Origin of the sequence: Bacillus massilinigeriensis, assembly GCF_900111815.1 — a bacterium.
Taxonomy (GTDB): domain Bacteria; phylum Bacillota; class Bacilli; order Bacillales; family Cytobacillaceae; genus Mesobacillus_C; species Mesobacillus_C mediterraneensis.
In genome coordinates, this window is sequence record NZ_LT630004.1 from 1,673,857 (window position 1) to 1,691,589 (window position 17,733).

General features: G+C 41.1%; 19 protein-coding genes. 2 read left to right on the forward strand and 17 right to left on the reverse strand.

Annotation, left to right across the window (positions count from 1 at the left end; all coding sequences use genetic code 11):
* Position 1: 1 nt before the first annotated feature.
* The 15 genes from cybH to BQ5796_RS08840 form a co-directional block, all read right to left on the reverse strand.
* Positions 2-811 carry a Ni/Fe-hydrogenase, b-type cytochrome subunit gene (gene cybH / locus BQ5796_RS08765; protein WP_071459886.1) on the reverse strand — a complete coding sequence of 270 codons (810 nt, stop codon included), beginning with the start codon at positions 809-811 and terminating at the stop codon, positions 2-4.
* Between the two features lie 14 nt (positions 812-825).
* On the reverse strand, positions 826-2,550 hold the full coding sequence (locus tag BQ5796_RS08770) for a nickel-dependent hydrogenase large subunit (RefSeq protein WP_071459887.1): 1,725 nt from the start codon (positions 2,548-2,550) through the stop codon (positions 826-828).
* Positions 2,547-3,629 carry a hydrogenase small subunit gene (locus BQ5796_RS08775; RefSeq protein ID WP_071459888.1) on the reverse strand — a complete coding sequence of 361 codons (1,083 nt, stop codon included), beginning with the start codon at positions 3,627-3,629 and terminating at the stop codon, positions 2,547-2,549. The genes BQ5796_RS08770 and BQ5796_RS08775 overlap by 4 nt, the downstream gene beginning before the upstream one ends.
* A 280-nt stretch (positions 3,630-3,909) precedes the next feature.
* On the reverse strand, positions 3,910-4,674 hold the full coding sequence (tatC, locus tag BQ5796_RS08780; protein WP_071459889.1) for a twin-arginine translocase subunit TatC: 765 nt from the start codon (positions 4,672-4,674) through the stop codon (positions 3,910-3,912).
* 75 nt (positions 4,675-4,749) lie between these two features.
* Positions 4,750-4,953, reverse strand: coding sequence for a twin-arginine translocase TatA/TatE family subunit (locus BQ5796_RS08785; RefSeq protein WP_071459890.1), 204 nt, complete (start codon positions 4,951-4,953; stop codon positions 4,750-4,752).
* 170 nt (positions 4,954-5,123) lie between these two features.
* The gene (gene ilvA, locus BQ5796_RS08790; RefSeq protein ID WP_071459891.1) at positions 5,124-6,389 is read right to left on the reverse strand and encodes a threonine ammonia-lyase IlvA; all 1,266 of its coding nucleotides are present in this window, start codon (positions 6,387-6,389) and stop codon (positions 5,124-5,126) included.
* 134 nt (positions 6,390-6,523) lie between these two features.
* A complete protein-coding gene (locus BQ5796_RS08795; RefSeq protein ID WP_071459892.1) occupies positions 6,524-7,012 on the reverse strand; it encodes a dihydrofolate reductase in 489 nt (162 codons plus the stop codon).
* Positions 7,009-7,803: a thymidylate synthase gene (locus BQ5796_RS08800; protein WP_071461224.1), complete on the reverse strand. Its 795-nt coding sequence runs from the start codon at positions 7,801-7,803 to the stop codon at positions 7,009-7,011. Before BQ5796_RS08800 ends, BQ5796_RS08795 begins: the two co-directional genes overlap by 4 nt.
* Positions 7,804-7,832: 29 nt before the next feature.
* Positions 7,833-8,573, reverse strand: a complete 741-nt coding sequence (locus BQ5796_RS08805; protein WP_071459893.1) for an anthrax toxin lethal factor-related metalloendopeptidase — start codon at positions 8,571-8,573, stop codon at positions 7,833-7,835.
* 282 nt (positions 8,574-8,855) lie between these two features.
* A complete protein-coding gene (locus BQ5796_RS08810) occupies positions 8,856-9,449 on the reverse strand; it encodes a TerD family protein (protein WP_071459894.1) in 594 nt (197 codons plus the stop codon).
* A 376-nt stretch (positions 9,450-9,825) separates the two neighbouring features.
* On the reverse strand, positions 9,826-10,614 hold the full coding sequence (locus tag BQ5796_RS08820) for a TerC family protein (protein WP_071459896.1): 789 nt from the start codon (positions 10,612-10,614) through the stop codon (positions 9,826-9,828).
* A gap of 117 nt (positions 10,615-10,731) precedes the next feature.
* Entirely contained in the window at positions 10,732-11,313 is a 582-nt protein-coding gene (locus tag BQ5796_RS08825) for a YpjP family protein (RefSeq protein ID WP_071459897.1), read from the reverse strand.
* Between the two features lie 350 nt (positions 11,314-11,663).
* Complete coding sequence (locus tag BQ5796_RS08830) at positions 11,664-12,449, reverse strand: class I SAM-dependent methyltransferase (protein ID WP_071459898.1); 786 nt, start codon at positions 12,447-12,449, stop codon at positions 11,664-11,666.
* 67 nt (positions 12,450-12,516) lie between these two features.
* On the reverse strand, positions 12,517-12,951 hold the full coding sequence (locus tag BQ5796_RS08835; RefSeq protein WP_071459899.1) for a BrxA/BrxB family bacilliredoxin: 435 nt from the start codon (positions 12,949-12,951) through the stop codon (positions 12,517-12,519).
* Positions 12,952-13,095: 144 nt separating this feature from the next.
* Positions 13,096-14,220 carry a conserved virulence factor C family protein gene (locus tag BQ5796_RS08840; RefSeq protein WP_071461225.1) on the reverse strand — a complete coding sequence of 375 codons (1,125 nt, stop codon included), beginning with the start codon at positions 14,218-14,220 and terminating at the stop codon, positions 13,096-13,098.
* Between the two features lie 168 nt (positions 14,221-14,388).
* On the opposite strand from BQ5796_RS08840, the gene BQ5796_RS18750 reads away from it, so the two are divergent.
* Together BQ5796_RS18750 and BQ5796_RS08845 are read left to right on the forward strand one after the other, a co-directional pair.
* On the forward strand, positions 14,389-14,520 hold the full coding sequence (locus BQ5796_RS18750; protein WP_346190287.1) for a hypothetical protein: 132 nt from the start codon (positions 14,389-14,391) through the stop codon (positions 14,518-14,520).
* The gene (locus BQ5796_RS08845) at positions 14,495-15,055 is read left to right on the forward strand and encodes a class I SAM-dependent methyltransferase (protein WP_346190288.1); all 561 of its coding nucleotides are present in this window, start codon (positions 14,495-14,497) and stop codon (positions 15,053-15,055) included. Before BQ5796_RS18750 ends, BQ5796_RS08845 begins: the two co-directional genes overlap by 26 nt.
* Before the next feature lie 90 nt (positions 15,056-15,145).
* On the opposite strand, the gene BQ5796_RS08850 is transcribed toward BQ5796_RS08845, so the two are convergent.
* Both BQ5796_RS08850 and BQ5796_RS08855 read right to left on the reverse strand, forming a co-directional pair.
* Positions 15,146-17,029 (reverse strand): ABC-F family ATP-binding cassette domain-containing protein, encoded by a 1,884-nt coding sequence (locus tag BQ5796_RS08850; protein ID WP_071459900.1) that lies wholly within the window; start codon positions 17,027-17,029, stop codon positions 15,146-15,148.
* Positions 17,026-17,670, reverse strand: a complete 645-nt coding sequence (locus tag BQ5796_RS08855) for an HD domain-containing protein (RefSeq protein ID WP_428839294.1) — start codon at positions 17,668-17,670, stop codon at positions 17,026-17,028. Before BQ5796_RS08855 ends, BQ5796_RS08850 begins: the two co-directional genes overlap by 4 nt.
* Positions 17,671-17,733 lie beyond the last annotated feature (63 nt).

Consider the following 17,733-nt stretch of genomic DNA (forward strand, 5'->3'; position numbering starts at 1 on the left):
GTTATTTCTCATCTTTTTCACCAACATATTTCTTAGGTTCCATTTTGTAACCTGTAAAAATAGATGACATCGTTCCATTCCGCTGCAGATAGTCCTCTCGGAAGGCTAGGTAAATATGAATCACTGTAAATCCCATAAAAGCCCAAGCAACTAAATGATGCCATGATCTAACAGTATAGCTGTCACCACCGAAAACAAAAGGGACCCATGAAAAGAACATATTGCCGTAAACAGACTCCGGCTGCGGTTCAAAATACAGGAAGAAACCAGTGAAGATAATGAAAACTGATCCAAGCCCCATAAAAATAATATAGCTTAGCTGCGCCAGCGGATTATGACCGATAAAGTGAGGTTTCTTATGCCTCATGAAAAGATAGAATTTTATTGTTTCCCACGTCTCCACCCAGAAAATCTTCCTGAAGGGGTGTGATATAGCATACCGGTTTCCTTTAAAAACCCAGTATTGTCGGAAAATCATGTTTGCGGTAAAGATGAAGGCACAAAAGAAGTGAATATAACGTGCCCATCCCATCAGATAGGAATAATAAGCGTCTTCAGCAATGGATGCACTGGCAAAGGGCTTCCCGATATAAATTCCAGTAATCATTAATGCGAAGATCGCAATGAAATTAATCCAATGCCAAACCCTTACCGGCAGCTCCCAAACATAGATTTTCACATGGGTATTCGTAATGGTATTATACTTTGCTGCCCGATGAGGTAATAAAGTTGTTTCGCTGGTGCCTTTCACTTCTTTGCCAGTTTCGGTTATGATGGGATTCTGTCCTGGATTGACATTTAAATCCGCCATGCTTAAAAGCCCCCTTATCCGATCCTGATTTCAGTGGAATTTTTCGTTTCCAAGTCTGTCAGATGGACAGCACACGCCAAACAAGGATCGAAGGAATGGATAATCCTCAATATTTCAAGCGGCTGTTCCTTATCCAACATAGGAGTACCTTTCAATGCAGCTTCATATGCTCCAATATTTCCATTATGATCTTTAGGTGATGCATTCCATGTAGATGGTACAACCGCTTGATAATTCTTTGTTTTTCCGTCTTCGATTTCTATCCAATGCCCAAGAGATCCCCGCGGAGCCTCAAGCCAGCCAACACCTTTAGCGAATTTCGGCCATGTTTCCGGCTCCCATTTTGTCTTGTCAAAGGTAATCATGTTGCCATTTTTAATATTTTTAAACAACGCATCCATGTCATTTCTCATCCAATCCGCAATAAGTCCGCACTCAATACCACGAGCGACAGTTCGTCCGAGTGCTGATTGAAGCGCATCTATTGGCAAATCCAGCTTTTTAAGTGTATCGTCCACAAGGTTGACGATATCATCTTTGCCAGCAGCATAACCGACTAGCAGCCTTGCAAGCGGTCCTGTTTCCATCGGTTTTTCCTTCCAGCGAGGAGCTTTCAGCCAACTGTATTTCGCTTCTGTATCAAGCTGTTTGAAAGGAGCTTTCGGTCCAGTGTAATTGAAAGTAGTTTCCCCTTCCCATGGATGTTTCCCGACTCCGTCTTTTTCTTTCCCGCTGTAGCTGTACCAAGAATGATCAATGAACTCTTGAACATGGGATGGATCTTTCAAGTCGATATCATGTAGTTCTTTCAAATTTCCATTTAGAATGATTCCTCTTGGGAAACGGTAATTCTTAATGTCATAAACATTTGTTGTCGAAAAATCGCCGTAGCAAAGGTAATTATTAAGTCCACCGCCATAAGTCCAATCTTTATAATAAGAACCTATTGCCATAAGGTCAGGAATATAGACTTGATTTACAAATTCTCGTGCATGGTCAATAATTTGCGAAATGTGAAGAAGTCTTTCCGCATGTATTCCGTTATCGCTGTTAATATCAAGCGGCGTGGCCATCCCACCGACAAGGTAATGTGGATGAGGGTTCTTACCGCCTAGGATTGTATGAATCTTGACAATTTCCTTCTGCCAGTCAAGCGCTTCCAGATAATGAGCAACAGCCATCAGATTCACTTCCGGCGGAAGCTTGTACGCTTTATGACCCCAATAGCCATTAGCAAAAATGCCAAGCTGCCCACTATCCACAAGCCTTTTCACTTTGTCTTGGATATCTTTGAAATAACCTGGAGAAGATTTCGGCCATGCTGAAATTGACTGGGCTATTTTTGACGTCTCATTAACATCTGCTTTCAATGCACTGATGACATCCACCCAATCAAGGGCATGCAAATGATAAAAATGGACAACATGGTCGTGTATGAAAACCGCTTGATTCATGATCTCCCTGATTAAATGGGCATTTCTCGGTATTTTAATATCAAACGCATCCTCAACAGATCTGACAGCTGCCAGCGCGTGGGTCGTTGTACAAACACCGCATATACGCTGGATATATGCCCAAACGTCACGCGGATCACGTTCTCTAACGATCAGTTCCAAACCGCGAACCGCTGTTCCGGAGCTATACGCTTCCTTTATAACTCCTTTATCATCGACGTCTACTTCTACTCTTAGATGTCCTTCAATCCTCGTAATGGGATCGACTACGATTCTTTCACTCATTCTCCGCCACCTCTTTTGTCATCCATTTTCTTTTTAATTACCGTGCCTGTCGCATGGATTGCAACGCCTGCTGCTGTGAGAGCGGTTGCGGCCAATCCAACATTGTCAGGGTTGATGGTCGTTTGTGTTCCCGGTATTTTAGCTCTTCTCGTATAAAAAGGCCCGTTATCCCAAAAGCCTGCCTCAGAACAGCCAATGCATGGATTTCCTGATTGAATGGGATAGCTGACTCCTCCATTCCAACGCATTTCCGCACAGCTATTATAGGTTGTTGGACCTTTACAGCCGACTTTGTACAAGCAGTATCCCTGCTTCGAACCTTCATCATCGAAAGATTCGACAAACAGACCTGCATCAAAATATGCACGCCGATTGCATTTATCATGTATTCTGTGACGGTAAAATGCCTTTGGCCTTCCTAGATGATCAAGTTCAGGAAGCTGTCCAAAAGTAATGATATGTCCAATCACCCCTGTCATGACTTCCGCAATCGGAGGACAACCTGGCACAAGCATAACTGGTGTATCTTTCATGAAGCTTGTTACAGGCTTTGCATTTGTTGGATTCGGACCAGCTGCAGGTATACCTCCCCAAGCAGCACAGCTGCCATAAGCAATAATCGCTTTAGCCCCTGCAGCCATCTCTTGGAAAGTTTCTTTTGCGTCAATGCCTCCCACAGTTAAACAGCCTTCTTCTGAAGGAAGGCTGCCTTCGACTGCGAGTATGTACTCGCCCTTATAATTTTTAAGGACATGATGCATCGCTTCTTCAGCTTGATGACCTGCAGCAGCTGATAGAACTTCCGTATACTCTAAAGAAATCATGTCCAAAAGAACACTTTCAGCCTTTGGATGGGTTGTGCGAATAAAAGATTCCGAACATCCTGTACAGTCTTGGAACTGCAGCCAGACTACCGGCACCCTCTCTTTCGTTTCCATTGCCTCGACCACTTTATCCGATTCGCTAAAGTCAAGTCCCATTGTTGCAGCTAGCGCTGTGCACATTTTTAGAAAGTCACGCCTTGACACTCCCTGATCAAGGACAGCCTGTAAAACTGTTTTTTTCCTTTTAGTAATCATTTCTACCTCTCCCTCCCCCTATTTAGGTATATATATTTAGTAAGGATTCACATCGAATGTATCATAATGCAAAAGATGCAGTCCTGAATTTTCAAGAACTGACACAAATTATCCCAAATTGTAGAACAAACCAATGTACACGAACGCTTGGAATTCCCTTGTTTCCGCCTCTATCGTCGAATGTAGAGGGAATCCTGGAATCTAATCTTCATAGTGGTAATCCCCTATTAATGATTCCTAAAATAAAAAAAAACCAGGCTTTCGATAGCCTGGGGTTCATCTATTCATTTTCATCGGCTGATTCATCATCGCCGTATTTTTCATTCCACTCTTTTTCCTTTTTTACCTTTCTCCGATAAACAATCTTTGACAAACTGATGCTGATTTCATAAAGGAGCAACAGTGGTATAGTGACGATAAAGTCCGACATAAAGTCAGGTGGTGTAATAATGATTGCAATAAACACAAGAACAAAATATGCATATTTACGGAGTTTAACGAGTACATAAGGGTTAATGATACCAAGAGACGTTAGGAACATGACGACGACCGGAAGTTCAAAAAGCACACCGAATGGAAGCGTCATATGCATAATAAAACGGAAATAGCGATCAGCGGTGAAGTTAGTCACCATTAGATCTCCACCCAGTTCAACGAGAAACTTAAATACTGTCGGAAATATGACAAAGTACCCAAAACTAAGACCGACAATAAATAGAACGAACAAGGCAGGTATATAGGAAAGTGAGATTCTCCGTTCGCTCGGCTTCATAGCTGGCTTCACAAATAACCAAATCTGCATGGCGGCAACAGGTATCGTTCCTGCGATCGCAATCACCGTTGCAAGCATGAAGTACACCCAAATGATATCACTTGGACCAAGGACGATCAATTTAACGTCAAGGTCCCTGACAAAAAAACTGTATATTTCTTCGACGTAGACAAAACCTGCAATAAAAAAAACAAAAAAGGCAGCAACACAAATCATTAGCCTTTTTCTTAATTCTTCCAAATGGTCAACAATATTTAATTCTTTATCTTCCATACATTTCTCCTGCCAAATCCGGAAATCGACCGGTTTTTTCAAAAAAAAAGGTGTAAGACAAAGTCTTCTCACACCTTATTTGGTCACTTTTGCCGCTTCTTTCTTTTCGTCTTCAAACTCTTCCATTACATCGCTTGTAAGCTCGCGTGTTGATTTCTTGAATTCACGAAGCGTCTGGCCAAATGCGCGTCCAATTTCAGGAAGCTTCTTTGGTCCAAAAATGATTAGAGCTAAAACTAGTATAAGAATTAATCCAGGAACTCCGATGTTTGAAAGCATGAAGTAACAACTCCTTCTTTAAATGTGAATCTACCATGATTATATGGTATTTATGCTAGCAGGGAAAGCAAAACAACAAATGTTCATATCTTCTACATAAATTTCTTTTAATATTAGCAGTATTATATTATTATTCCAGTACAATGATGATTCTATCGCTAAATGGTCATTTATACAAGTAAATTAAACAATTGGTTATCCTTATTTATTTCGAGATAGCCAAATCCTTTGCTATTCATTCTTTCAATCAGAGCGTGGTAATCATGCTTTTTTCTCAATTCTATTCCCACAAGTGCAGGTCCGCTGTCTTTATTGTTTTTCTTCGTGTACTCAAATCTGGTGATATCGTCGGTAGGACCGAGCACATAATCCAAAAATTCTCTCAACGCTCCCGCACGCTGAGGAAAATTGACTATGAAGTAATATAGCAACCCTTCATGCAGTAAGGATCTTTCCTTGATTTCCTGCATTCGGCCAATCTCATTGTTCCCTCCACTGATAATGCAGACAACGGTCTTGCCTTTGATTGCTTCCTTCATGCTTTCAAGTGCCGCGATTGGGAGTGCTCCAGCAGGTTCCGCTACAATGGCGTGCTCATTATATAACTCAAGGATTGAGGTGCACACCTTGCCTTCTGGGACAACGATAATGTCATCGACAAGGCCTCTAAGTATATCAAAGGTTTTTTGCCCAACTTGCTTTACAGCAGCACCATCAACGAAAGTTTCAATTTCAGCCAATTCCCTCACTTGCCCATATTCAATAGAAGCTTTCATGGATGCTGCACCCGCAGGTTCTACGCCAATCATCTTCGTAGATGGTGATACGCTTTTAATGTATGTAGACACACCAGCCATCAAACCCCCGCCACCAATGGAACCTAAACAATAGTCTACAGTTTCTTCACAATCATTCATTATCTCAACTGCGACAGTTCCTTGTCCCGCTATGACCTTTTCATCATCAAAAGGGTGAATGAACGTGCCCCCTTCTTCATTGCAACACGCTAACGCCATATTATAAGCATCATCAAATGAATCGCCAGAAAGAATAATTTCAACAAACTCCCTTCCAAACATTTCAACTTGGCTTACTTTTTGTCTAGGTGTCGTGGCCGGCATAAAAATTTTCCCCTTCATTCCGAGTTGCCTGCACGCGTATGCGACTCCCTGAGCATGATTTCCTGCACTTGCGCATACCACTCCATTTTCAATATCCTTTGCCACCATTTTCATACAATAAAACGCACCTCTTAATTTAAAAGAGCGGACATACTGGAGGTCTTCCCTTTTTAAAAATACATTGCAGCCATATTTTTCAGACAGTCTCTCGTTCCTTTGAAGAGGCGTGTGCGCTACAATTTCTTTTAGATGTCTGTATGCGATTAAAATATCCTCGACTTGCAGCCATTTTTTCGTTGAGATTCCTGATTCCATACAGCATCTCACCTTTCCTTACATATTAATTTGTACATTATAACATGAAAGAAAGGATGTTTTTTAAAACATTTGGAAAGTTTGCTTTATCTAAAAGAAAACCCCTTCCCGCAAAAAGCAAAAAGGGGCTTAACTTATACCTTTTTACGATAAATAATAAATTCATAATCGTAAGGGTTTTTATCATTTTTTATTCCATTTTCCTGCCAGTCCTTCTCCCATTCTGCTAGATCAACAAAAGGGAAAAAAGTATCTCCTTCAAAATTTTCGTGAATTAGGGTAACAACCAGCTTGTCGGCGTAAGGCAGGGTTTCTTTAAAAATCTCTGCACCTCCGATGACAAAAACCTCCTCGCCCTTATTAGCAGCCCATTCCATCAATGCAGGAACGGAGTGTAGAACGATACAGCTTTCACTTTTATAATCCTTATTCCTCGTAATGATAATATTTTCTCTGCCTGGAAGAGGTTTTCCGATAGATTCATGTGTTTTTCTGCCCATTGCAATAGCATGCCCTAACGTTGTTTTCTTAAAAAACTTTAAATCTTCCGGCAGATGCCATGGAAGTTCGTTATCCTTTCCTATTAACCCGTTGTCATCCATTGCCCACATCAAAGAAATCATACACTGACCACCCCTTTAATATGTGGGTGTGGATCGTACCCTTCCAAGGTAAAATCATCATATTGGAAGGAAAAAATATCCTTAACTTCAGGATTCAGCTTCATTTGCGGAAGCTCTTTTGGCTCCCTTGAAAGCTGAAGCTTCACTTGTTCTAAATGATTCGTGTAAATATGCGCATCACCAAGAGTATGGATGAACTCTCCTGGCTCATAGCCTGCCACTTGCGCAACCATCAGTGTAAGAAGGGCATAGGAGGCTATATTGAAAGGGACTCCAAGAAAAATATCTGCAGACCTTTGATATAACTGACAGGAAAGTTTGCCATCTGCTACATAGAACTGGAATAAGCAGTGGCATGGCGGCAATGCCATTGTATCGACATCCGCGACGTTCCAAGCACTGACAATCATCCTGCGGGAATCCGGATTATTTTTAAGCTGTTCCATTAGAATGCTGATTTGGTCAATATTCCTGCCATCGGGAGCAGGCCAGGATCTCCACTGATGACCATAGACTGGTCCCAGGTTGCCTTCTTCATCTGCCCATTCATTCCATATCCTAACCCCGTTATCCTGTAGATAGCGAATATTAGTATCGCCTTGAAGGAACCAAAGCAGTTCATGGATAATGCTTTTTAAATGCAATTTTTTTGTTGTCATTAGAGGAAAACCTTCCCCCAGATTGTACCTCATTTGGTAACCGAATGTGCTGATTGTTCCTGTTCCTGTGCGGTCTTCTTTTCGTGTACCAAATTGAAGCACATGCTCGCATAAATCTAAATACTGTTTCAACATTTGACCCCCTTTGATTAGCATGCTTCCTATTTTAACGCAGCATTGCCATTAACGAAAGTTTTCTCTAGGTTACATATCCTTGAGATAAACTTGTAAGTATTTGGTGCTTTCTCTTGCAGTTCCGCGCTCGTAGATTTGCTGTAGTAAAGCATGGCAAATGACTCTGCAAAATACTCTTCTGGGTAGTCCAGCATGTATCGGCGGTTCGGAAAAAGCCGTTCCTTTTCCTCCTCCCATACCGAAAGAAACTCTTTGTTATCGCGAATGCGATCAAACAATAAGCGATCGACGGAATGGGCAAGCTCATGAAGTTCCAAGTTAACCGATCCATGCCCTTTTCCTTTTTCACTAGCACCAATTTTTACTAGTACAAGAGCTGTACCGCCTACTCCGGGAATATCATCCCAAGTTATATTTGAAGAATATCCACGCGGCTTGACACCGGAAAAACTTGACATATTAGGTTGATCTGTTAGCTTTCCATTGAAAAGCTGAACTTTGATGCCCTTTTCTGCGATTCTCTTTAACAGTTTCTCAGGAAGGTTTCCCAGCCGCTCAATGATAGCAAATGCTTCCTTTTCATCGAAAGACCCTTCCGGAAGTATAACAACTCTTCCCAGAAGGCCTTTGGAACTGCCTTCCATTGTGGTGTATAATGAGACACGCTGATAGTCTCTTAACAGCTTGCCACTAGTATATGCATGCATGCTCCCCGGTAATAACACGATGAATACAGAGAGGAAAACCAGTACTTGAAGGAACTTCATGCAAATCATCTACCTTTCAGGGGGGAATCCGTGAAACTTCAAATAAATGATAATCATTCTTTATATAAAATAAGAAACTTCACTTGTACTTTGATTATATCCGGCCAAATGGCCCCATCATCAAAATTATACCATATGATCATAGCCTTACAGAATGCGAGTTAGCTGTGAAAAAACAGGAAAGAAAAGAATGGAAGATTCCCATTTCCAGGGTTTGGTTTTTCAGATTTTTTTTGTCTGTCTCACCTTGTGTATCGGGCACCGGAATAGTAATCCTGGCTCTTATATATAGCAATCTGCTATTTCCTTTAAGTTCTCCGCTCGCATTCCTTCTCCAACAGCTGTAAACCGCCAGCCATTTACTCGTCTTTCTAACTCTCCCACAATCAAACTTGTTTTCCAAGAATAATCCTCTGTTAAACTATACCTAACAAGGTCCTTATTGTTGTCACTTTCAGCAATCCTTATGTAAGCATTGTTCAACATTCCAAAATGGTGCTTTCTCTTACGGCTATTATATATATTGACGACAAATACCAGCTTACATATACGGGGGGTAATCTTGTCAAGCGTAACAAGGATTTGTTCATCATCCCCACTGCCTATCCCACTTAAATTATCACCAGTATGTTTGATTCCTTCATCAACGCTTTTCAGATTTCCATAATGAATAACATCTTGGTTGCCGTGTAGCATACCGTCTTCTTCGAGCATTAGCACAGAAGCATCACAGTCAATATCTGCACTAGGAACACCTAGAAACTTCTCCATTAGCAAAGAGCGCCAGCTTCTAATTGGATCCCACCCAAGTCCAACAATAAACGTTCCTTCTCTCCCAATATGGAGATAGCCCCCTTTTTTAAGCTGTACTGTCATTCGGCTTCCTCCTTTCTTTTATTCCTATTATTCCATCACATTTTCAAAGTTCCCGCATATATTATAGTACTATTCGCATAAAGTAGGTGAACCAGCTTTGCGTGCTAAAAGGCGATACCGGGAAGAACTTGAGGATAAGGATATAGAAATGTTGCTTCAAACATTGAGTTCAGGGAAATTAATTCTGCTGGATATCATTTTTCTTTCGTTTATCTCCCTTTTTTTCATTATTCCTCCCCAATCCCCACTATACTATTACCCGATTGTGTTTGCTTGTATATTTATATCGGCTGCCAGTTTATTCGCTTTCATACATTGGATATTCAAAAAAAAGGCATAGCTGCTATTAATGCTAGCAACTATGCCTGGCAGTCTACTATTGGACATCCTTCCTGCTGTAACGTTCCGGATTTTTCTTCTTTCTGTAAAAATGGACAAGGAAGGTAGCTCCAAACGTGATAAGCAGCAGGATAAAAAAGTCTTTGTGCTCTATATGAATGCCGAAAACTCCCGCAAACATCTTCGCAGCGATAATTCCTATAAGAATATAAGCACTCGTTTCAAGCTCAGGTATTCTTTCAATTAGCTGAAGGAATACACCGGCGACACCTCTCATCATCAATACACCGATCATCCCGCCGAGTAGAAGCACCCATGGTTCTTGGCTGATTCCAAAAGCCGCGAGCACGCTGTCAACAGAAAAGGCAATGTCCATTAATTCCACCGCAGCAACCGTTCCCCAAAATGTACCGAACAAACGCATTAAAATTCCTGACTTAGACATTTCCTCCTGTTCTTGGGAAGGAGCATCTCCTTGCTTTCTTTTATCCAAAAAGTACTTGATTGATAGCCACGCTAAGTATGCTGACCCAAGTACTTTAACCCACCAAAGCTTAATCAGGAACACACCAACACCTATTGCTATAAAACGAAAGATATAAGCACCTATTAATCCGTAGAAAAGTGCCTTTCTGCGCTTTTCTTCAGGAAGAGGCTTTACCATCACAGCAAGTACAAGCGCGTTATCTGCGGAGAGGAGGCCTTCCATTATAACAAGCGAACCGATAAGTCCCCATGCTACTGGATCCTGTAAAACCTTTTGCCACATTTCCCAGTCGAAAAACAGTGCATACGTATCTACAATACCTTGCAAAATATCAGACATTCAAACTTCCTCCACTTTCTTAGTTGCTCTCCAGAAAGGCCCGGCAAAGCCGAGCCCTCTGGTGTTATGACTTTCGTTATTTTATACGGAATACATCTATTACGCAAAATATTTTGATCAACTTCTCCACTTAGGAGGAGTATTCTTATCCCAATATATCGAGCCCAAATTATGATGCTCTTGAAAGTTATCTTGGTGCACATGGTAATGAAAATTAAACCAGAATCCTTCTTTAGGAGGATTCTCCCTTCTAACGTGAAAACGAATTAGATCCTGCATTTCCTCCCCTTTAATATGAAAAATCTTTTCAGAGTAGCCTCCTCCAGGTTCTTCGGAAATCGTGAGGCTTTCAAGCTTTTCTTCTGGATATTGCTGTGAAAATTCTGCGATAGCAGCTTCAATGTTTGGTAGAATCGCCTGCCTGAATTCATCTTCGATTACCGGTCCAATTCTTTTTCCGAATTTTTCGAAGGATTGCTGTTCCGCCTCCATAATTGCATGATTTAGGAACTTGTCTCTTATACCTTTCCCTTCAAACAACAGCGTTTTCTGTTCCACCGCAGCAGAGCGATTCTGTGAAGGAGATTCTTCACCTCTGGAAGGGGGAGAAAGGAGAACATTCGCCTGTGCAGGAGTTACAAGCCCTAGTGTAAGTGCTGAAACAAATACAACGAGAATTTTCCTAATCCAAGTACGCATGTCTTTACCTCACAATTTTGGCATAAAGATTTACCCTTGTTTTTTAGTATACTCGTTTTTACGGAAAAGCGCTGTTGGAAGTTTCATTTTTTAAGAGAATGGGTATAAATTTTTATAAAAACTTTCATGAACGAGGGGGAGAATTTGTGGATTTATCAATGGTCACCACTATAATGAGTCTATTCTTGATTGTATATTTTGTCTATCTAGCAATTGCTGATTAATTTCTTCCATTCAAGAGGCCGTTTCAAGACATAAATTTGAGAGGCCTCTTTTTTGTTTCCATCCATAATGATTCATAAGCTTCTCAAAAATAAAAGATTCATCATTTTAGTGAAGTGAGCAACCCTTTAAACATCTTCTTTCTCCATTATGCCATAGTGAAACTTCGCTGATTTTCTTATAGTTGCTTTAAAGCCAAACTCCTCAAATCTAGCACTTCTGAAATGATCTTTTAGAATAACTCTTTTTCTAGCTACTCGATACGCCTCTTCCACCATCTCGCTTGTAAGGCTGCTGTAATCTGCGAAGTTAGCGAGGCCTCGTATGCCATCAGATTCAAGAATTGTTTCTTCAAACATCGGGTCAAAATACACACAATCTATACTGCCGGTATCCATCCTTTTTAATACCGAAAGAGAGTTATTGTATACAACCTTTACCGCTCTCATAGCCGCATCGATTTCCGGCAGACCCGACTTCCAATTCTTTAACCCTACATAGACAAGGAAAGCCAAAAACCGATTGCTTTCTATCCCGATAACGCTACCTGTTTTTCCTGTCACAAAGGAGGCCACAATACTATCCGAACCAAGACCTAGGGTACAATCAAGTACGCTCATTCCCGGAATTAATTCTGCCGCACTTACCAGTGGATCTTTTTCCCCTTTTAGAAGTCTTTTTATTCTAAACATGGCTGAATTGGGATGGAAAAAGAAAGGTTGTTCCTCCCCCTTTAAATAAAGCTCAAGACGCTCCTTTCCGACAACCATACAGCAGCTATCTTCCATTTTTTCTAATAACTTGGCAACAGATTGTTTTCTTCGCGGCACAAATTCCACGCCTAGCTTCGATGCAAAGAGAAGTGATTTTGTCACCGTTTCATCATCCGGCCGTCCAGCAGTAGTCACTATCATGTTGTTTAAACCTCCGCTTTATCGTAAAAAAACCAAAAGGATGCAACAACATCCTTTTGGCAGTTAATTAGCAGTATTGTTGGAAAGCAGAGACCAGGTTCTCCATTATCTCTTCCATGCTATGGCCTTCTATTTCATGGCGGGGAATGAAGTGAACAACATCTTTCCCCTTCAATAATGCCATTGATGGGGAGGAAGGCTCTAATCCAGTAAAATATTCCCTCATCTTTGCTGTTGCTTCCTTTTCCTGACCAGCAAATACTGTTACAAGCTGTTGAGGCTTCTTCTCCGACCGCAGAATTGACTGAGTGGCTGCTGGGCGAGCTAAACCTGCCGCACATCCGCAAACAGAATTTACGACCACAAGCGTCGTCCCTTGAACATTTTCCATAAACGCTTCCACTTCATCGGCTGTCAGCAGTTCTTTAAATCCTGCAGCAACAAGCTCCTGACGCATTGGTTTTACCATTTGTCTCATATATTCTTCATATGCCATTGACATATACATCCCTCCACTCATTATTCGCAGTGTTAGCATACTATATGTTTTACAGCTAATGCAATTACTTCGCGCAAAACAAATTCTTTTGCCTTCTAAGGAGAAGGAACTTTTGTTGGCACAAAGATGTGAAACATACTTCTATTTCTAGTTATTGTTTTTTCGTGATTCGGTCATTTGCTTCCAAACAGATCCTTTTGCCTCTTCGCCATGGAGAATTCTTTCAGAAGCAATTTTTGCCTGCATGCTGACTTCAAACTCTGGATCGCTCTCCGCTTCCTTTAATGCTGGCAGGGCCCTCTCATCTGCTACTTCATAGAGGAACATAGCCGCTCTCCACCGAACGAGCTTGCTATCATCCTTTAAGGCGTCCATCATTGCCGGAACTGCCTCTGGATAACCTAAATCCGAAAGGCAATCTCCCGCAGTCCTCCTTACAGTAACAGTTTTGTCCTGCAAAGCTTTGTATAGAGCAGGCAACACCGCCTTATCCTCTATCATCCCTAAATAAACGGTAGCTAGTCGACGAATAGAAGCTTTCTCGTCATGAAGAGCCTGTTCTAATAGCGGAAGGTCCCCGATAGTCGGAGCATCCATACCTTCCAGCAGTTGATAGCGAACCTTCCAATCCGGATTGCGGAAGTCTTCCATTGTTACCTTGCCACGCAGCCTTCCAGTTTTTTTGTCTTGTCTTTCCTTCTCATTTACAATGCTTTCTAACCGCTCAGAAGGATATGCTGCAACAAGTTCATCAATGATCGAATTTCCCACCTCATTCAAATCGCCATATCGAACACCTTGGTCCTTCCAGCGTCTTTCTACAACAACATTATCATCAGGACTTCTAATGGCTGTAACTGCATTTAAAAATTCGTCCGGCAGCCCAAAGCGTCGTTCCTCATCTCCATCTGACAGTTTCACCTGCATCGGAATTCCTTTATACATTTGCACTTGCACTTTTATTTCTCCAAAATTCTCCTTCGAACGATGATCAAGTTTGTTTGCTTCTCCCTGTTCCTGTCCAAATATCCTTCTTACTTGACGCAATATTTCCTGCCAGTCAAAGCGAGCATTTCGTTCGACCGCTAAAAAATCAGCGACATGATATACTCCCTTCACTCCTTCAATATGAAGAATTGCTTTAATGATGTCTGGAGCTCTCTCCACCGTGTCTTTCTTATAATTACTGCTTTTGCCCATGGGAAGTTCTTCATCTAAGCTTACTTTCATCGTATTCGGACTTGGTGTTGGTTCTATTGATACAATGCGCAAAATCCCACCCCGTTTCAAACTGAAGTTCCCTTATTTTAGCATAGAGATATCTCAATAACATTTAATGTGCTCTCATGTATCAGCTAGCAGACGATTCGCATAAATAATTTAATAATTAATTCTAAAATTTTGAAATAATGCGTTAAAATATCTATAGGATATTGCCTGATGGATAATAAAACATCGTTTAGAAAGAAATGTGGGAGGGGAAAACAGATTATATGGAATTTAGGGGAGCAAGCGTTTATGACCAAGAGGATTTTTTTACCAATTTTTGAAGAGAAGGGGAAGGAAGGATAGCCCTAACAACGCTATCGAAAGTCCTATCATTTACGATCTCATTGGTAACTTTCAAAATAAAAGTATATTAGATTTAGGATGTGGGGATGCCTCGTTTGGAAAAGAGTTACTAAAACAAGGTGCACAGTTTTATACTGGAATAGAAGGTTCAAAGCAAATGGTAGGCTCCGCAAATCTTAATCTGGCTAATGAAAATGGCATGATTCATCACGAGACAATGGAATCATACACCTACCCCACGAAAAAATATGATATTGTAACTTCTCGTTTCGCCATACACTATGTCTCAGATGTTGATTTACTTTTTCAAAATGTGCATAAGACCTTAAAAGATCATGGTAAGTTTGTGTTCAGTGTGCAACACCCCCTCACTACTTCTTCATTTATCAGCAAACAATCAGGAGATAAACGTGGAAACTGGATAGTGGTTGACTTACGGGAGGGAACACCAAAAAGGGGACATTTCACCAATGATGAAGAGTTCTCAAGAAGACTAAGAATCCCAGTTGTACTAGTTTTTTATTGTACAAAGTAAACGGTTGAAAGGATAAATAAAAAACGCTTGGAAATCCAAGCGTTTTTCTATATGATTTTTATTGTATTTTTTCTTTCCCAGGATCCCGGATTAGCCTTCTGAAGCGATTTCTTCAAGAAAACTCCATCTTTCAATAAGCTGTTCGAGCTTTTGATTCAACCCTTCTTCTTCTTTCATTAGCTCTTGTGCTTTCTCAAAGTTGCTGCCTGTCTTCGCCATTTCCTCAGCTATCTCTTCAAGCCTAGCTTCCGCCTCGGCAATCTTATCCTCAAGTCCTTCCCATTCTCGTTTTTCGTTATAGCTCATCTTTCTCTTTTTAGGTTTTTCCTGTCTCGTATCCCTTTCTGGCTTCTGCTGTGGAGGGATCTCAACTTTTTGCATCTCTTTCTCCAAGTAGTCCGAATAATTTCCGTATACGAAAGAAATGTTTCCCTCTCCCTGTAAAACCAAAAGCTGGTCTACCGTTTTGTCCAAGAAATAGCGGTCGTGGGAGACAGTAATAACAACACCAGGGAAATCCTCTAAATAATCTTCCAGTACTGTCAACGTCTGCGTATCCAGGTCATTTGTCGGCTCATCTAAAAGAAGAACATTAGGTTCCTCCAACAAGAGTTTAAGGAGAAAAAGCCTTCTCTTTTCACCGCCTGAAAGTTTGCGAATAAGAGTACCATGTGTAAAGGAAGGGAATAGAAATCTCTCTAGCATTTGCGCCACAGAAATGGTTTTTCCATCCGTCGTGTGGACAATTTGTGCCGTTTCCTTTAAATACTCAATCATTCGCTTATCTTCTTGAAGCCCTTCGTTTTCCTGCGTATAGTAGGCAATTTTTACGGTTTGCCCGATTTCCATTTCTCCACTATCTAAAGGAATTCTGCCTGCTAAAATATTTAACAGCGTCGTCTTTCCGGTTCCGTTTTTCCCAATGATACCAAGTCTGTCCCCTGGTTTTACAAGAATATTGAAATCATCCAAAATCAGTTTATTTCCAAATCGTTTACTGCCATGCTTTAATTCTAAGACTTGTTTGCCAAGCCTGCTGGCGCCAATGGACATATCAAGCTTTTCATCTGTTTTTCCGGAAGAAACTTGAGACTCGAGCTCCTCGAAGCGCTGAATTCTTGCTTTTTGCTTTGTCGTTCTGGCTTTTGCACCTCTTCTAATCCAGTCAAGCTCTTTACGGAAAAGGTTCTTCCTCTTTTCCGACGTTGCAGCTTCATTTTCCTCCCGGATTGCTTTACCTTCTAAGAATGCGGCATAGTTACCCTTATAACTGTAAAGCGATCCACCCTCAAGTTCGAATATTCTATTCGTTACCCTGTCAAGGAAGTAACGATCATGGGTAACAAGCAGGACACTCCCTGTATAACGCCCTAGATAATCTTCCAGCCATTTGATGCTTTCATGGTCAAGATGGTTCGTTGGTTCGTCCAGAATGAGAAGGTCAGGCGCTTGGATTAGAACACTAGCGAGTGCCACACGCTTTTTTTGTCCTCCAGATAGCTCTGATGTCAATTTTGTAAACTCTCCAATACCTAGCTTTGTCAAAATTGATTTAGCGGCAGTATTGGCATCCCATCCGTTTTCACTATCCATTCGCTGTTGCAATTTTGATAACTTCTCTTGTAAACCAGTATCCTCAGGGCTATTTTGCATTTCAATCAACGCGGTTTCATACTCTCTCATCAGCCTGAGAATCGGAGCATCCCCATAGAACACTTCTTCAAGCACCGTTAATCCTTGATGAAGTTTGGGATCTTGCGGCAGATAGGAAATGGTATAATCCTTACCGGAAATTATTTCACCATTTTCAGCCTGATCTATCCCTGCGACGATTTTTAAAAGAGAAGATTTTCCTGTTCCGTTTACTCCAATGAGACCAACGCGCTCGCGTTCTCCGATTGTGAAGGAAATATCATTAAAAAGCAGTTTTTCACCATACGATTTTGAAATATGATCAACTGAAATCATCTTCATGCGTTACCATTCCATTCACTATAAAATTGTTGTAAATAATCTACCATGACTCTATGGCGCTTTTCAGCAATCTGCCTTGCCGTTTCTGTATGCATGCTATCCTTAAGCTTTAGCAATTTCTCATAAAAGTGGTGAACCGAAGAGGTGTTTCCTCCTCTATACTCTGTAATACTCATATTTTCCCGAACCGGAAGCTTCGGTTCGTAAATCGCATGTCCAGCATTACCTCCGTAAGCAAAAGTTCGCGCAATACCAATAGCACCTAGTGCATCAAGACGATCCGCATCCTGAACAATCTTGCCTTCCAACGTTACAGGTTGGATGTTATTCCCACCTTTATAACTAACTGTTTCAATAGTTTCAACAATTCTCCTCTTTACTTCGCTGGAAAGGTTTAACTCATCTAAAAAATTTGTTAGTTTTGCCCAACCTGATTGTTGTGATTCATTTAGCTTTTCATCTGGAATGTCATGGAGGAGCGCAGCCATTTCAATAATGAAGGCATCTCCAGCATTCTCCATTTTCAAAATAGCTAACGCATTTTTACGGACCCTCTCAATATGATGGAAATCATGTCCGGAAGCATCTTGTCCCATTACGGTTAACACAAACTTTTCCGTCCTATTTTTTATCTGTTGCATTATGTATTCCCTACCTTCCCACATTGTTATTTTACCACGAAGGAAGCTTTATGCCAGTTCATC

Coding starts and splice junctions, on each gene's coding strand:
- BQ5796_RS08820 (WP_071459896.1), bottom strand. CDS start 10,614: ATGTCTGATATTTTGCAAGGTATTGTAGATACGTATGCACTGTTTTTC.
- BQ5796_RS08805 (WP_071459893.1), bottom strand. CDS start 8,573: ATGAAGTTCCTTCAAGTACTGGTTTTCCTCTCTGTATTCATCGTGTTA.
- BQ5796_RS08775 (WP_071459888.1), bottom strand. CDS start 3,629: ATGATTACTAAAAGGAAAAAAACAGTTTTACAGGCTGTCCTTGATCAG.
- ilvA (WP_071459891.1), bottom strand. CDS start 6,389: ATGGAATCAGGAATCTCAACGAAAAAATGGCTGCAAGTCGAGGATATT.
- BQ5796_RS08835 (WP_071459899.1), bottom strand. CDS start 12,951: ATGTCAATGGCATATGAAGAATATATGAGACAAATGGTAAAACCAATG.
- BQ5796_RS08855 (WP_428839294.1), bottom strand. CDS start 17,670: ATGCAACAGATAAAAAATAGGACGGAAAAGTTTGTGTTAACCGTAATG.
- cybH (WP_071459886.1), bottom strand. CDS start 811: ATGGCGGATTTAAATGTCAATCCAGGACAGAATCCCATCATAACCGAA.
- BQ5796_RS08770 (WP_071459887.1), bottom strand. CDS start 2,550: ATGAGTGAAAGAATCGTAGTCGATCCCATTACGAGGATTGAAGGACAT.
- BQ5796_RS18750 (WP_346190287.1), top strand. CDS start 14,389: ATGGATAATAAAACATCGTTTAGAAAGAAATGTGGGAGGGGAAAACAG.
- BQ5796_RS08795 (WP_071459892.1), bottom strand. CDS start 7,012: ATGATTTCTTTGATGTGGGCAATGGATGACAACGGGTTAATAGGAAAG.
- BQ5796_RS08830 (WP_071459898.1), bottom strand. CDS start 12,449: ATGATAGTGACTACTGCTGGACGGCCGGATGATGAAACGGTGACAAAA.
- BQ5796_RS08785 (WP_071459890.1), bottom strand. CDS start 4,953: ATGCTTTCAAACATCGGAGTTCCTGGATTAATTCTTATACTAGTTTTA.
- tatC (WP_071459889.1), bottom strand. CDS start 4,674: ATGGAAGATAAAGAATTAAATATTGTTGACCATTTGGAAGAATTAAGA.
- BQ5796_RS08825 (WP_071459897.1), bottom strand. CDS start 11,313: ATGCGTACTTGGATTAGGAAAATTCTCGTTGTATTTGTTTCAGCACTT.
- BQ5796_RS08850 (WP_071459900.1), bottom strand. CDS start 17,029: ATGAAGATGATTTCAGTTGATCATATTTCAAAATCGTATGGTGAAAAA.
- BQ5796_RS08810 (WP_071459894.1), bottom strand. CDS start 9,449: ATGACAGTACAGCTTAAAAAAGGGGGCTATCTCCATATTGGGAGAGAA.